General features: G+C 59.6%; 13 protein-coding genes. 3 read left to right on the forward strand and 10 right to left on the reverse strand.

Annotated features, from left to right (window positions below; all coding sequences use genetic code 11):
- Positions 1-137: 137 nt before the first annotated feature.
- Positions 138-1901, reverse strand: a complete 1764-nt coding sequence (locus ACM6IR_RS05070) for an L-lactate permease (RefSeq protein ID WP_414906672.1) — start codon at positions 1899-1901, stop codon at positions 138-140.
- Positions 1902-2078: 177 nt separating this feature from the next.
- Here ACM6IR_RS05070 and ACM6IR_RS05075 point away from each other — a divergent pair, with 177 nt between their 5' ends.
- Positions 2079-2315, forward strand: coding sequence for a hypothetical protein (locus ACM6IR_RS05075; RefSeq protein WP_414906673.1), 237 nt, complete (start codon positions 2079-2081; stop codon positions 2313-2315).
- 265 nt (positions 2316-2580) lie between these two features.
- Positions 2581-3579, forward strand: a complete 999-nt coding sequence (locus ACM6IR_RS05080; protein WP_414906674.1) for a bile acid:sodium symporter family protein — start codon at positions 2581-2583, stop codon at positions 3577-3579.
- A 9-nt stretch (positions 3580-3588) separates the two neighbouring features.
- Here ACM6IR_RS05080 and ACM6IR_RS05085 read toward each other — a convergent pair whose 3' ends face one another.
- The 6 genes from ACM6IR_RS05085 to ACM6IR_RS05110 all read right to left on the reverse strand — a co-directional run bounded on the left by ACM6IR_RS05085 (position 3589) and on the right by ACM6IR_RS05110 (position 10092).
- Complete coding sequence (locus tag ACM6IR_RS05085; protein WP_414906675.1) at positions 3589-4536, reverse strand: Dyp-type peroxidase; 948 nt, start codon at positions 4534-4536, stop codon at positions 3589-3591.
- Positions 4537-4635: 99 nt separating this feature from the next.
- A complete protein-coding gene (locus ACM6IR_RS05090; RefSeq protein WP_414906676.1) occupies positions 4636-6096 on the reverse strand; it encodes an amidase in 1461 nt (486 codons plus the stop codon).
- Positions 6097-6157: 61 nt separating this feature from the next.
- Positions 6158-7204: an extracellular solute-binding protein gene (locus tag ACM6IR_RS05095; RefSeq protein ID WP_414906677.1), complete on the reverse strand. Its 1047-nt coding sequence runs from the start codon at positions 7202-7204 to the stop codon at positions 6158-6160.
- A 27-nt stretch (positions 7205-7231) separates the two neighbouring features.
- Positions 7232-8038: an ABC transporter permease gene (locus ACM6IR_RS05100; RefSeq protein WP_414906715.1), complete on the reverse strand. Its 807-nt coding sequence runs from the start codon at positions 8036-8038 to the stop codon at positions 7232-7234.
- A complete protein-coding gene (locus ACM6IR_RS05105) occupies positions 8038-8958 on the reverse strand; it encodes an ABC transporter permease (RefSeq protein ID WP_414906678.1) in 921 nt (306 codons plus the stop codon). The genes ACM6IR_RS05100 and ACM6IR_RS05105 overlap by 1 nt, the downstream gene beginning before the upstream one ends.
- Positions 8959-8973: 15 nt before the next feature.
- Positions 8974-10092, reverse strand: a complete 1119-nt coding sequence (locus ACM6IR_RS05110) for an ABC transporter ATP-binding protein (RefSeq protein ID WP_414906679.1) — start codon at positions 10090-10092, stop codon at positions 8974-8976.
- Between the two features lie 224 nt (positions 10093-10316).
- On the opposite strand from ACM6IR_RS05110, the gene ACM6IR_RS05115 reads away from it, so the two are divergent.
- On the forward strand, positions 10317-11207 hold the full coding sequence (locus ACM6IR_RS05115; RefSeq protein ID WP_414906680.1) for a LysR substrate-binding domain-containing protein: 891 nt from the start codon (positions 10317-10319) through the stop codon (positions 11205-11207).
- A 57-nt stretch (positions 11208-11264) separates the two neighbouring features.
- On the opposite strand, the gene ACM6IR_RS05120 is transcribed toward ACM6IR_RS05115, so the two are convergent.
- The 3 genes from ACM6IR_RS05120 to ACM6IR_RS05130 form a co-directional block, all read right to left on the reverse strand.
- Complete coding sequence (locus ACM6IR_RS05120; protein WP_414906681.1) at positions 11265-12173, reverse strand: MurR/RpiR family transcriptional regulator; 909 nt, start codon at positions 12171-12173, stop codon at positions 11265-11267.
- Positions 12174-12403: 230 nt separating this feature from the next.
- Positions 12404-13168 (reverse strand): ABC transporter ATP-binding protein, encoded by a 765-nt coding sequence (locus tag ACM6IR_RS05125; RefSeq protein WP_414906682.1) that lies wholly within the window; start codon positions 13166-13168, stop codon positions 12404-12406.
- Between the two features lie 18 nt (positions 13169-13186).
- Positions 13187-14299, reverse strand: coding sequence for a succinylglutamate desuccinylase/aspartoacylase family protein (locus ACM6IR_RS05130; RefSeq protein WP_414906683.1), 1113 nt, complete (start codon positions 14297-14299; stop codon positions 13187-13189).
- Positions 14300-14304: the final 5 nt, after the last annotated feature.

The raw sequence follows: 14304 nt of genomic DNA on the forward strand, positions 1-14304 counted from the left end.
TGCTCGCGAAGGACTCAAGAGCGCTACGTTTAGCCAGTAAACACGCGTTATTCTTAACGACCTTCGCGAGCAAGCTCGCTCCTACATATACACACACACACACACAGCATTTCGGGTCTTCGCCCGAGCGATGCCGATCAATGCCCGCCCACCACCATATGACTGAATGGCGCCACATACGCCTGCAACGTCACCAGTCCGCCGACCAGAATCGCCAGGATGATCGAGTGGAAGAACACGTAACGGAGGATTTCCCCTTCATGGCCGTACCAGCGGGTGGCGGTGGAGGCCACCACGATTGACTGAGCATCGACCATCTTGCCCATCACCCCGCCAGAACTGTTGGCAGCGGCCATCAACACCGGGCTGATGCCCAATTGTTCGGACGTGACCCGTTGCAATCCACCGAACAGCACGTTGGAGGCGGTGTCCGAGCCGGTCAGGGCCACGCCGAGCCAGCCGAGCAGGGTGCCGAACATGGGGTAGAAGATGCCGGTTGCCGCAAAGGCCAGTCCCATCGTCGCATCGAGGCCCGAGTAGCGGGTGAGGTAGCCCAGAGCAAGCATGGCCGCAATGGTAGTGAGCGAATAGCGCACCACCCACAGCGTTCGCAGGTATTGGCGCACCAGCTGGGGAATGGAGTAGCCCATCAGCAGACCGCCGAGGATGGCTGAGAGCAAGATTCCGCTACCGGTAGCGGTGAACCAGGTGAACTTGTAAATCGCTTCCTCGGTTTTAGGCGCAGGCACCACGGGTGGCACCTTCTCAACCTGCAGGTGCAAGGTGGTGAAGGTCAGCGCTGGCGAGAAAACCGGGTTCGCTTCGCGCATCGGCTTGCCCTGAGGGTCGAGCTTGGCCGAGTTGGTTTGCGGATCGATCGCCGGGCGGGTATCGAACATGTTTTTGAAGCCTTGGGTGCCCCAGGCGAAGACGAAGACCGTAAGAATGATCCACGGCATCCACGCCCGCATCACGGCAGGCTTGGCATCGGCTGAAAACGTCGCCGTGGCGGTGGGTTTTTCGTCATGCTCCGCATCGACTTTCGAGTTGTCGACGCGCCCGGACAGGGCGGCAGAGGTATGCACAGTGGCTGGCTTCCAGACCTTGAGAAAACCGGTCAGGCAGGCCATGGAAATCAGCGCGGCGATCACGTCCACCAGCATCGGGCCGTGGTAGTTGGACACGAGGAACTGCGGCACCGCGAAGCTGACCCCGGCCACCAGAATCGGCGGCCAGATTTCCAGCATCTTGCGCCAGCCGGCGAAAGCCCAGATCAACCAGAACGGCACGAGCACCGAGAAAAACGGCAATTGCCGGCCGACCATCATCGACAGCTCCATTTCATCCAGCCCGGTCACCTTGGCCAGCGTAATGATTGGCGTGCCCAAGGCGCCGAACGCCACTGGCGCGGTGTTGGCGATCAGTGCCAGTCCCGACGCGGCCAGCGGCGAGAAACCCAGCCCGATCAGAATGGCCCCGGTCACCGCCACCGGTGTCCCGAAACCGGCGGCCCCTTCGAAAAACGCGCCGAAGCAGAAGGCAATCAGCAGCAATTGCAGGCGTCGGTCGTCAGTGATGCGCGCCAGAGAGTCTTGCAGGACCTTGAACGAGCCGTTTTCGGTGGTCAGCCGGTGCAGGAAAATAATATTCAGCACAATCCAGCCAATCGGCAGCAGCCCGTTGGCGGCGCCGAACAACGCCGCCGAGCCAGCCATGCCCGCGGGCATGCCGAAGGCGAAGATTGCGATCAACAGGGCTGAGGTGAGGGCGAGCAAGGCCGCCATATGGGCCTTGATGTGGAAAAACGCCAGGGAGGCCAGCATCACCACGACCGGGACTGCCGCCATGATGGTTGAAATCACCGGGTTACCGAATGGGTCGTAGACTTGCTGCCAGACCATGTTCCACCTCTGCTTTTTATTGTTGAGCGTGCAGACCCCGTGGGGGCGGTGGATTTGAGTATAGGTGGCATTACGCCGCTGTCAGCGCTGGGCGCCATTTTGGTGGGGTGTCACTGAGCTAACATGAAGATCGGGTGAATACCTGACGCGGACTTCAACGACCGGAGGATTGCCGCAATGACTGAGCGCCATTTGGACCACAGGGAAACGCTTTCGAACGGATGCACGATCGAGATAAAGGCGGAAATATTGAGGGACGGTTCGCTGAAAATGTTTATTGGAGTTTACCGACCGGATGGCACGGTCATTTCCGAGGATCATGATCCAAGGCCGCATCTGCTGGATATGGAAGCGGCGCTGGATTGGGGGATTGATATTGCGAAAGGGATCGGGAACGGGCAGAGGACGTTGTGACTGTTGTGACGCCTTCGCGAGCAGGCTCGCACACAGTTGATCGCATTCCCCTGTGCGAGCCTGCTCGCGAAGGCGTCAATGGCCCAGCGCTCCGAGGGGGATTTTCAACAGATGCAGGCACTCCGTTTGAACCGAGCGCCACTCCCGTGGACAAGCAACGGCGTCATGTCCTTTAGGCGACATCTACTGGCTTATTAGCGTTAGTCGGTAATTTGCAGGCGGGTTAGAGTCTTAGTCACGTTCCAGGCAACCCCGGATGATCCTGATGACCCGCCCCCGTTTCTTACCCGACAACTTCACCCTGACCCTGATAGGCGTAGTGGTTCTTGCCAGCTTGCTGCCCGCTACGGGGCAGGTCGCGGTGGGTTTTGGCTGGCTGACCAACATCGCCATTGCTCTGCTGTTTTTTCTGCATGGCGCCAAGCTGTCGCGCGAGTCGATCATTGCCGGTGCCGGTCACTGGCGCCTGCATTTGCTGGTATTCGGCCTGACCTTCGTGCTGTTCCCGCTGCTGGGGCTGGCGCTCAAGCCGTTGCTGTCGCCGTTGATTGGCAATGATCTGTACATGGGCATGCTCTACCTCTGCGCGCTGCCCGCCACGGTGCAGTCGGCGATTGCCTTTACGTCGCTGGCTCGCGGAAACATTCCGGCGGCGATTTGCAGCGCGGCGGCGTCCAGCCTGTTCGGGATTTTTCTTACGCCGTTGCTGGTGACGCTGCTGTTGAATGTGCATGGCGACGGCGGCTCGACCGTCGATGCGATTGTGAAGATCAGCGTGCAGCTGTTGCTGCCGTTTATTGCCGGGCAGGTCGCGCGGTGCTGGATCGGTGCCTGGGTGGGGCGTAACAAGAGTTGGTTGAAGTTCGTTGATCAGGGCTCGATTCTGTTGGTGGTCTACGGTGCGTTCAGCGAAGCGGTGAACGAAGGCATCTGGCAGCAGATTCCGCTGCGGGACCTGGCCGGTTTGGTGGTCGTTTGCTGCGTGGTGCTGGGGCTGGTGTTAATGGCCGCTACCGTGCTGGGCAAAGCCTTTGGCTTCAATCAGGAAGACCGCATCACCATCCTCTTCTGCGGTTCAAAGAAAAGCCTGGCGACCGGTGTACCGATGGCCCAGGTGCTTTTCGCCGGCAGTACCATTGGCGTGTTGATCCTGCCGCTGATGCTGTTCCATCAGATTCAGCTGATGATCTGTGCGGTGCTCGCGCAACGTTATGCCAAGCGCCAGGAGTCGGTGGCTGAACTGATGGGGCAAGTTGATCCTTGATCGCCGATCCTAAGGCATTCGATCAGCCAGTGTTTCCAGCAGGTCTGATGAAGGAACGAAGAATAACCCTCCGGTGACCGCCGTGCTGAAATCGAGCAGCCGGTCATAGTTACCCGGTGGTCTGCCGACAAACATGTTTTCCAGCATCTGTTCAAGCGGGGCAGGCGAGCGCGCATATCCTATGAAGTAGGTGCCAAACTCGCTGGCACCTGGCCGGCCAAAAGGCATGTTGTCGCGCAAGATTTTCACTTCTTGCCCGTCCTGGGTGATTGTGGTCAGGGCACTGTGCGAAGAGGTCGGTTTGACCGCGTCATCAAGCTCGATATCGGACAATTTGGTTCGTCCGATAATCCGCTCCTGGGCCTCAACGGATAACGCGTTCCAGGCGGTCATGTTGTGCAAGTACTTCTGCACCAGCACATAGCTGCCGCCGGTAAACGCCGGATCTTCATTGCCCACTATCGTGAAGTCGACCGCCTTGCGGCCGGCGGGATTTTCGGTGCCATCGACAAAGCCGATGATGCTGCGCATATCGAAATAGCGAAAACCCTGGACTTCATCGACGACCGAGATGGCTTCGCCAAGTGACGAGAGTAACTGCGTCGCCAGTTCAAAACACAGATCCATCTGGTCTGCACGAATGTGCAGCAAAACATCGCCAGGCGTTGCAACGGCTCGCCGTCCCTGCGCACCAAACTCGCGGAAGGCGTGCAGTGAAGCGGGGCGCGGGCTGCCAAACAAGGTGTCCCATGCGGTGGACCCAAAGCCACAGACACAGGACAAATTGCCCGAGGGGACCCGTTTGCCAACCGAGCGTGTGAGGGCCGCGATGTCCGCGCACCAGGCTCGCACTTGACTGGCAGAGTCACTGGCAGACGCTAAGGTCGCCACGATAAAAATCGCGCTGCTGGTAATGGGGTTGCAGATGGATTGAGGCTCAGGCGTCGGGTCATCCATTGGCGTCGTCACAGAGAGGTCCATAGGCGGTAGAAAGGTTGAAAACACTGTAGCAGACAACCACTTTGCCGCAGCCTTCCAGGCGGATTGACTGCCTTGTCAACTGTCCCCCTTGAGTAGGGGGGACGGGTGCCGGGCGAACCAGCGGCTTGCCAGCTCGTACGCGTGGGCCAACTGCAACACCGCGAAATCGGCCTGGTGTCGACCGATGATCTGCATCCCCATGGGTAGCCCGTTTTCGTTGAAACCAACTTGCACATTGGCCACTGGACAGCCAGAAAGGGTGCCCGGGATTACGACTTCCATCCAGCGGTGATAGGTATCCATGGCCGTGCCTTCAATGGACGTCGGCCACGGGACATTTTTGTCGAACGGGAACACTTGGGCGCTCGGCAGCAGCAAGTAGTCGAAGCGTTCGAAAAGCCTGGAGAGGGCGCGGTACCAGTTACTGCGCACGACTGAAGCGGCAAAGACCTCGCTGGCCGCCAGTTTCAGGCCGTTTTCGATTTCCCAGCAGGCTTCCGGTTTTAGCTGCGCACGCTTTTGTGGGTCGCCATAGGCTGCCCCCAGTGAGCCGGCGACCGACCAGTGACGCAGCGTTCGCCAGCTGCTCCACAGCTGTTGCGGGGCGAACTCGGGCTGCACGGGTTCGATGTGGCAACCCAGGCTTTCGAAATCAGCAAAGGCCTTTTCGCACAGCGCGGTAATGCCGTTCTCCATCGGCAGGTAGCCGTTGAAGTCACCCAGCCAGCCCAGGCGGGTGCCTTTGAAATCCCGCTCCAGCGGCGCGGCGAAGGCGCTGCCGGGTTCGGCGATGGACAGTGGCGCGCGGGCATCGGCGCCGGCCTGCACCGACAAAAGCAACGCTGCGTCACGCACGCTACGGCCCATGGGACCTTCATAGCCGAGCTGATCGAAAAACAGATCGGCACTGTCGTCAAATGGCACGCGCCCCTGCGATGGGCGGAACCCGAAGACATTGTTGAAGGCGGCCGGGTTGCGCAGCGAACCCATCATGTCGCTGCCATCGGCCACTGGCACCAAGTGCATGGCCAGCGCTGCGGCGGCGCCGCCGCTGCTGCCGCCAGCGGTCTTGCTCGGGTCAAAGGCACAACCGGTAGCGCCGAACAACGGGTTGTAGCTTTGCGAGCCGAGGCCGAATTCCGGTGTGTTGCTCTTGCCGATAATGATCGCGCCAGCGGCCTTGATCCGCTCCACCATGATGCCGTCGCGCTCAGGGATGAAATTCTTGAACAACGGCGACCCCAGCGTCGTGCGGATGCCGCGGGTCAGCGACAGGTCTTTGACCGCATGGGGCAAGCCATGCATCCAGCCACGGTACTCGCCCCGTGCCAGTTCGGCGTCGCGTAAATCGGCCTGCGCCAGCAGGTCTTCCGGCGCTTGCAGGCTGATCAGGGCATTGACTCGCGGATTGAAACGATCGATATGGGCAAGATAAGTCTGCATCACTTCCCGGCAGGAAACCTGGCGCAAGCGGATGCGTTCGGCGAGTTGATGGGCCTGCAGCAGGACCAGTTCGCTGATGTTATTAGAAGTCATTGCAACGCTGCCTTTCGGACGGCTGGAGGAACACCCCGTCACCGTGACGGGGCGGTAGGAATCAACGCATCAGGCTGGTCCAGAGACGATCGGCCAGGCGGATCGCGCCTTCGCCACAGGTCTTGCTGAACACCACCTGGGTACCTTCGGGAATGTGCAGCTCCGGGGCTTCCTTCAGGCTGGCGTCAAGGAACGGTTCCACACCCTTGATCGGGCTCTGGTGCTTGAGGAAGTTCTGCGTCATCGCGGCATTTTCCGGCTGGCTGAGGAATGCGATGAACGCCTTGGCGTTCGCCGGGTTCTTGCTGCCCGCCGGGATAACCATGTTATCGACCCACGCCAGCACACCTTCTTTCGGATAAAGGTATTTCAGAGCGGGTTTCATTTCCCGGGCCCGCATTGACGAACCGCCCCAGAACGTCGACATGTCGATTTCACCCGAGGCAAGGTTTTCGCGAATGGAGCCAGCCTTCGAACTGTAGGTTTTGACGAAGGGCTTTTGCGCCTTGAGCAGGGTCAGCACTTGTTGCATCTGCTTGGGGTCTTCACTGCACAGCGGGATATTCAGGTACAGGCTGGCCATGTCGATGACTTCGCTGACCGAATCAAACATGTTGATTCGTCCCTGCAATTCAGCCGGCGGCTCGTAAAGTACTTTGTAGCTGTCGGCCGGACCTTTGTAGCGATCGGTGTTCAGTACCACGCTGGTGGTACCCCAGATGAAAGGTATGGAATAGGCACCTTCCGGGTCCCAGGTGGGCTTTTTCAGGTTGTCGACGACGCTGGCATAGTAGGGCTCATTGACCGGGTCGAAGCGTTCCAGCAACTGTTCCTTGATCAGGATCGGTATGAACTGGTGCGACGGAATCGCCACGTCATAGCCAGCGCCTCCCTGTTTCAGTTTGGCCAGCAGTGTTTCGTTGGAGTCGTAGGAGTCGACCGTGACTTCGATCCCGGTCTGTTTCTGGAACTTGGCGAGAATCTCCGGCGAAAAGTAACCGCTCCAGCTCACCACGTTGAGTTTTTCCGCGGCCTGAACGCTGGCGACCAGGGTCAGCGGTAAGGTCAGGAACAACGAAGTGCCGATACTTTTAATCCACTTGCTCATGCTAATTCCCCACGGTTCGTAAAAAGGTCAGGCGTTCTTTTTGCCCAGCAGGTAAGAGAGACTGACGAACAGCACCGAGACGCCCAGGATCAGGGTCGAGACGGCGTTGACGTCAGGTGTCACACCCATGCGTAGCAGGCCGAAGATGAAGATCGGCAAGGTGGTGGTGCCCGCCTGGGAGACCATCATCGAGATCACGAAGTTATCCAGCGAAACGATGAAGGCGAGCATCAGCCCAGAGACGATCCCCGGCATCAACAGCGGCAGAGTGACCTTTCGAAAGGTCCGCCATGGGCCGGCATAGAGGTCCGCCGAGGCTTGCTCCAGGGACAGGTCCATGTCGTTGAGCCGTGCGCGAATCGGCAGATACGTAAAGGGGATACAGAACACCGTGTGAGCGATGATCAGGTTGCCGTAGCCCAGGGACAGGCCAATGGTGGAGAACAGCGCGAGCGTGGCCACACCGACGACAATTTCCGGCAGCACCAGGGGCAACATGATCGCGCCCATGGACAACTGCAGGCCCTTGAATTTTGCGCCCCGCGAAGTACCGAGGGCGGCTAGCGTCGCGATGGCCGTGGCGACCATGCTCGCGCAGACCGCAATCAACAAGCTGTTGCCCGCCGCTTGTCGAAGCGCCTGGTTGGCAAACGCGGCGCGATACCAGTCGAGGCTGAAACCGGTCCACACCGTTGCGGACTGGTTGGCATTGAAGGAGAACACCACCAGCACCACGATCGGTGCGTAGAGGTACAGGTAGAACAGGAAACTGAAGCCGCCGAAGCCAGGGAAGTCCTGCACGCCCAGCCTGTTTCGGTTGAGTAGACGCAGCATCATGCACCTCCCTTGGCGACGCGTTGGCGCTCGGCGCGCAGGGCATAAACGGTCAACACCAACATCACCGCCGCCATCAGCACCAACGAGAGCGCCGCACCGAATGGCCAGTTACGCGCATCGCTGAACTGCCTGAAGATGAGATTTCCGAGCATCATCCGGGTGCCGCCGCCCAAGAGCTCCGGGGCAATCATCGCCCCCAGACAAGGCACGAAGGTCAGGATGGCGCCGGCAAGAATCCCCGGTTTGGCGATGGGCAACACCACTTTGCGCAAGGTGCGCAGGCGTCCGGCATAAAGGTCCTGAGCGGCTTCCAGCAGGCGAGTGTCCATTTTTTCAAGCGTGGCGTAGATAGGCAGCACAACGAAGGGGGCGTAGGTATAGACCAGCCCAAGCAGCACCGCGCCATCGGTGTAGAGCATTTGCAAGGGCTGGTCGATTAGGCCCAGGCCCATCAGACTGTTATTGATCACCCCGGTATTACGCAGCAGCAGAATCCAGGCGTACGTGCGGATCAGCAGGTTGGCCCAGAAGGGCACCGTGATCAGAAAAATCAGCAGTCCGCGCCGATGCGCTGGCTGCATGGCCAGCCACACCGCCACGGGAAAGCCGATCAGCAAGGTGATCAGGGTGGTTAAGCCGGCGATGCCGATCGAGCGCAAGGCGATGATCAGGTAGGAGTCGGCGAAGGTCAGGCTGTCGTCCAGTTGCCGTTCGAAGAGCAGCGAGGTGTAGGCGTCGCTGCTGAAGACCTTGTTTACCCCACCGTAGGGGTTGGCTTCCATCAGCGAATAACCGATGACGATCAGGATCGGCACGATCAGAAACAGGATGATGGCGATCAGCGCCGGGCTGACGCCGAGGAAGCTCTGGAAGGCCCGACGGCGTTCCAGCGTATTGGCAATCGGTAATGCGGGCATGGCAAATCCTCGTGCTCAATCGTGCAGGACGCTGGCGCTACCGCGGTCGAACCGCAGACCGGCCTGGCTGCCCACGGCGAAGCGCTGGCCAGGGTCGACGCTGTTGGGCGTGCGCACGGTGAGGCGCGAACCGTCGCTCAGGCGGACTTGATATTGCAGGTCGGTGCCGAGATAGATCTGCGTATCGATTCGGCAAGGCAGCGCACCGTCGGTGCTTTCCGGCACCAGATGCAGACGTTCTGGACGCACAGACAACGCGACCGTATCGCCGACCCGAACGTCGCTGCAAAACTGCGCGGGCAGCGGGTGACCTGCAGGCCCGGTGAACCAGGCCTGGCCTGCGTCAACACGAGTGACGGTACCTTCGATAAAGTTCGTTTCGCCGATGAAGTCCGCTACAAAGCGATTGCGTGGACGTTCGTAGATGTCTTCCGGGGCCCCGACTTGCTGGACTTCGCCTTCGGACAACACGGCGATGCGGTCGGACATGGTCAGGGCTTCTTCCTGGTCGTGAGTGACGAAGATGAAGGTGATGCCGGTCTTGGCCTGGATGGTTTTCAGTTCTTCGCGCATGGCTTGGCGCAACTTGAGGTCCAATGCCGATAGCGGCTCATCCAGCAATAGAACCTTGGGATGCGGAGCCAGTGCGCGGGCCAGGGCGACACGCTGTTGTTGGCCGCCGGAGAGTTGTGCCGGCTTGCGTGCGGCGAACCGTTCCATCTGCACCAGGGCGAGCATCTCGCGCACTCTTTCGGCGATTTGCGCTTTGTTCAGGACGTTGCCCATGGGGTGCGATTCGAGACCGAAGGCCAGGTTTTCGGCGATGGTCATGTGCGGGAACAATGCGTAATGCTGGAACACCGTGTTGACCGGTCGTTCGAAGGGTGGGCGTTCGGCGATGTTTTCGCCGTAGAGCAAAATCTCACCCTCGGTTGGGAATTCGAACCCGGCGATCATCCGCAAGAGGGTGGTTTTACCGCAGCCTGACGGGCCGAGGAGGGTGAAGAATTCGTTATCGCGAATGTCCAGGTCGATGCTTTTCAGCGCCACCGGGCCAGCGTGTGGATCACCGTAGACTTTACGCACTGAGCGGATAGAGACCGCCAGCGTTTGCAGCGAATGCAGGGCATTCATGCGTTACCTCCGATTCCCCCATCACCTGCGCAGGCGCTGTTAATAGCGTTGCCGACGGCGATGGATATTGTTTTTTTTGAGCAGGATCGAATTGCGTTTGGGTGTGGACCAGCAGTTTTTTTGTTGTGCTGTGGGGCGATTATCAGTGAGCGATTGCAGGAGCGAAACTTCAGATTTAACATAGGTCCTGTTAAAAAAATTAATAGCTAAAGGCGTTCAGAACCATGCCTGACCACCGTTTGCCACCGCTCAATGCGGTGCGTGCCTTTGACGCCGCGGCCCGCCTGGGCAGCTACGTCGAAGCCTCGAAAGCCCTGCACGTGACTCAGCCCGCCATCGGGCGGCATGTGAAGTTGCTGGAAGAGTGGCTGGGCGTTCAACTGTTTGAGCGTACTTCCCGGGGCGTGACCCTGACGCTGGCGGGGGAGAAGTACTACCGCAAGATTTGTGCAGCCTTGCAGTTGATCATCGAGGCGGGAAAGGAGATACGGCCCAAGGATGCCGAACGGTGGCTGCGAATCATGGTGGTACCGGGATTCGCCAAACGCTGGCTGACACCACGCCTTGAAGCCATGCGTCACCTTCGACCGGGGTTGAAGTTCGCCATCGAACCCAACTCCACCTTCAGCGATGTCGACGGGAAAAATGCCGACCTGGGCATTGTCTATGGCCTGGATGGGCAATACCCGCATTCACGCGCAAGCCTGATCTGTCCACGAGTCTTTCCGATCTGCACCCCGGGTTACCTGGCCAGCATCGACCCCATCGAGAGCCCGGCTGACCTGGTCAAACACAAACTGATCCACGTCGACGACGGCGAGTGGTGGAATATGTGGTTCGCCGCCTATGGACTGGATGTCCACCTGAGCTCAGACATGCTTTACGTCAACAACGACCACGCGCTGTCCGTGGCCGAGAGCGGGCAGGGCATAGCGCTGGCCAATGAAGTGCTGGTGCGCGAAGAACTCGCCGCCGGCAAACTGGTGAAGGTACTGGACACCCAGGTGAAGCTGGATAGCTATCGGGTCCTGACGCCGACTGCCGAGTTGTCAGCGGATGTCGCGTGGTTCATCCAGTGGATGAAGACGGAATTGGAGAAAGAGTTCGGGGTCTAGCCGTGTGATCGGGCTCAGGGGCTCGGGAAACCGAGCATGAGCGCCAGTCGAGCACGATCACTTCTTTGGTGATTTACCGCTGGTGGGCACGTGCAGGTAAGCCATCACGCTTTCGGTCAATTCCGTCGCCAGCTTCACCGCTTCCTTGTTGCGTGCCATCACGCCTGCCACCAAGCCTTCGATCAAGGCGAGCACCGCGATGTTGGAACTGGTCAATACCGGATGGTCGGCGGGGGCGAATAGCACGTGTTCGGCAATGCTGGTGAGCGGCGAGGCGGGTGAATCGGTGATCGCCAGCACCGAAGCGCCTCGCTCATGGGCGAAGCGGGCGAGTTGCAGGGTGTCGAGGGAATACCGTGGCAGGGAGATCGCCAGCAGCACATCCTGGTCGGTGATCGCGGCCAGTCGGTAAGCGGCGTTTTCGTTACCGCCCTCCATGCTGATGGCGGTGGCGTCCGCACAGAAGGGCATCAGGGTCGAGGCGGCAAGGCCAGCGAAGTAGACACTGTTGCCAAAGCCCAGGATGTAAATTTTGCGCGCTTGGGTCAGGCAGGTGACAAACGCTTCAAAGGCGTCTTCGTGATTGTTGGTCGCTGCCGTGGCGAGGTTGCTGCTGGCGCTCTGGATTTGCTCATGCAGGCCAAACGCGCCGCCGGGCCGATGTGCCAGTTCGTTGCGCAGTTTGTCGACCGGCGACACCATCTGCTGCAACGTCGCGACCAGTTCGGCCTTCATGCCGGTGTAGCCACCCAGGTTCAGCGCCTTGGCCAAACGGTTGACCGCAGCGGGCGAAGTGGAGGTTTCGTGCGCCATCTCCTCGATGGTCAGCGTCGCAGCCTTCAAGGGATGACGCAGAATAAAGTCCGCCACCTTGCGCAACGACGGCTGCAAGTCGGAAACGATCTCCGCCAGTTTGCGCATCACCGGCGCGGCATAGACCGTGGTGTTTTTCGAAGGTGTCGGCATATCCGGCTCAACATTTCCTGAGGGCATAAGGTTGGCTGGAGTGTATCCGAAGCCAACCCTCGGTTAAGCAATTTCAGCCACAACACATACCTTGTAGCAGCTGGCGAAGCCTGCGTTCGGCTACTGTAGGAGCGAGGCTTGCCCGCGAAGGCGTCAGTTCTGACACACCGCGTTATCGTTCTTCGCGAGCAAGCTTCGCTCCTACAGTAGCCGAACGCAGACCAACCGGATTATTTCAAGCTGCCGGCCAGGAACTGCTGGAGACGCTCGGACTGTGGCTTGACTAACACTTCACGTGGGTCACCACGTTCTTCGACCTGGCCCTTATGGAGGAACACCAGTTGGTTCGATACCTCGCGGGCAAACCCCATTTCGTGGGTCACGACCACCATCGTGCGGCCTTCGAGTGCGAGGTCCTGCATGACTTTGAGCACTTCGCCGACCAGCTCGGGATCGAGTGCCGAAGTCGGTTCATCGAACAGCATCACTTCGGGTTCCATAGCCAGTGCACGGGCAATCGCCACACGCTGCTGCTCGCCGCCGGACATATGTGCCGGATAGGCCTCCATACGGTGCGCCACGCCGACTTTGTTCAGGTAATGCTCGGCCTTTTCCCGGGCTTCTTTCTTGCCTATGCCCAGCACATGCACCGGCGCTTCCATGACGTTTTCAAGGGCGCTCATGTGCGACCACAGATTGAAGTGCTGAAACACCATCGACAACCGCGAACGCATGCGTTGCAACTGCTTGGGGTCGGCAGCCTTGAGGCCGCCGAGTTTGTTGGTCACCAACTTGAGTGGCTCGCCGTTGAGCACAATGTTGCCCGCGTTGGGCTGCTCCAGCAGGTTGATACAGCGTAAAAAGGTGCTTTTGCCCGAGCCGCTGGAGCCGATGATGCTGATCACGTCGCCGGCTTTTGCCTCCAGCGACACGCCCCTGAGCACTTCGTGGGTGCCGTAGCTTTTATGCAGATTCTGAATTTCAAGTTTGTACATGGTTTCAACTCTCTGGAGTCAGTCGCTGAGCAAGCGGCCTTGGCGAATAGGGGTGCTGCCGGCCACTTTGGCCAGCCACAAACCGGGCTGGGCAAAGCGCAGGCGTTCGCGGGCGTAGAGAATGCCGTCGGTACTGGCGCGCACCACGCTGTGCCGATCGTTCAGCGGATCAATCACTTCGAACAGGGGATCACCGACCTTTACCCGTGCCCCCAGCGGTTGCAGAAAACTCACCACGCCCGGGTGCGGCGCATAGGCGTACTGCGCACCGGCGAACGGCGTCGCTTCACAGCGGGAGGGTGGCGCAACCGGCCAGTCACCGCTGATCAGGCCTTGTTCGGCGAGATAGCCGAGAATGGCCTCAGCGCTGTCAAGGCATGGCTCGCTTTCGGTGTCGGCCATCCCGCGTAACTCGATGGTGGTGGCTACGCAGGCCAGCGGAATATTGGCGTGCGCAAAACGCTCGGCCAGTCGCAACCAGGGGATCGCGCAGGCTTCATCGAAGGCATTGCCTCCCGCAGCTTCGGCCAACAGCGCAACATCGGCGCCCAGGCGCGCGGCCAATGAGCCTAACCGTGGCCAGTTTTGCGGCATGCTGTAAAGCAGCATGACCGACTCGAAGTCGCAATGCAGATCCAGGACCACATCCGCGTCACAGGCATGCTGCATCAACAAACGGCGCAGACCCTCGAGTTCCGATGCCGGTGCCGGCAAGTCGCTGAGGACTTCGCCCATGGCGAGGCGGATCAGGGCAACGTTGGCGTCGGCATCGTCTGCCAGTTGACCTTCCAGACGTGCCGCCACCGCTTCGACCAGCTCCGGGAAGTCGCGATTGAAATTCTTGCCGCTGGAAAACTCAAAGCGACCTTGATGGGTGGCCTGGAACATCTGTGCGATACCGATCGGATTGGCCATCGGCACCAGTTCGATCACCCCGCTCAGGCGGCCTTGTTCTTCCAGTTCACGCAATCGGCGCTTGAGCTCAATGGCAACGCGCATTCCCGGCAGTTCGTCGGCATGCAGCGAGGCCTGGATATACGCCTTGCGTGGTCCACTGCCAAAACGAAACAGCGACAGCTGTCGTTCAGTGCCCAAGGCACTCCACGGCAAAAGGTATTGAATGTGCTTCATAAAAC

Source organism: Pseudomonas sp. IT-P253 (assembly GCF_949768125.1).
In the GTDB taxonomy this organism is placed as follows: Bacteria; Pseudomonadota; Gammaproteobacteria; order Pseudomonadales; family Pseudomonadaceae; genus Aquipseudomonas.

What these genes read in the sequence shown, in the direction of transcription:
- ACM6IR_RS05100 (WP_414906715.1), bottom strand. Translation starts at nt 8,038, where the DNA reads ATGCTGCGTCTACTCAACCGAAACAGGCTGGGCGTGCAGGACTTCCCT.
- ACM6IR_RS05085 (WP_414906675.1), bottom strand. Translation starts at nt 4,536, where the DNA reads ATGGATGACCCGACGCCTGAGCCTCAATCCATCTGCAACCCCATTACC.
- ACM6IR_RS05075 (WP_414906673.1), top strand. Translation starts at nt 2,079, where the DNA reads ATGACTGAGCGCCATTTGGACCACAGGGAAACGCTTTCGAACGGATGC.
- ACM6IR_RS05080 (WP_414906674.1), top strand. Translation starts at nt 2,581, where the DNA reads ATGACCCGCCCCCGTTTCTTACCCGACAACTTCACCCTGACCCTGATA.
- ACM6IR_RS05105 (WP_414906678.1), bottom strand. Translation starts at nt 8,958, where the DNA reads ATGCCCGCATTACCGATTGCCAATACGCTGGAACGCCGTCGGGCCTTC.
- ACM6IR_RS05110 (WP_414906679.1), bottom strand. Translation starts at nt 10,092, where the DNA reads ATGAATGCCCTGCATTCGCTGCAAACGCTGGCGGTCTCTATCCGCTCA.
- ACM6IR_RS05130 (WP_414906683.1), bottom strand. Translation starts at nt 14,299, where the DNA reads ATGAAGCACATTCAATACCTTTTGCCGTGGAGTGCCTTGGGCACTGAA.
- ACM6IR_RS05120 (WP_414906681.1), bottom strand. Translation starts at nt 12,173, where the DNA reads ATGCCGACACCTTCGAAAAACACCACGGTCTATGCCGCGCCGGTGATG.
- ACM6IR_RS05125 (WP_414906682.1), bottom strand. Translation starts at nt 13,168, where the DNA reads ATGTACAAACTTGAAATTCAGAATCTGCATAAAAGCTACGGCACCCAC.
- ACM6IR_RS05095 (WP_414906677.1), bottom strand. Translation starts at nt 7,204, where the DNA reads ATGAGCAAGTGGATTAAAAGTATCGGCACTTCGTTGTTCCTGACCTTA.
- ACM6IR_RS05115 (WP_414906680.1), top strand. Translation starts at nt 10,317, where the DNA reads ATGCCTGACCACCGTTTGCCACCGCTCAATGCGGTGCGTGCCTTTGAC.
- ACM6IR_RS05070 (WP_414906672.1), bottom strand. Translation starts at nt 1,901, where the DNA reads ATGGTCTGGCAGCAAGTCTACGACCCATTCGGTAACCCGGTGATTTCA.
- ACM6IR_RS05090 (WP_414906676.1), bottom strand. Translation starts at nt 6,096, where the DNA reads ATGACTTCTAATAACATCAGCGAACTGGTCCTGCTGCAGGCCCATCAA.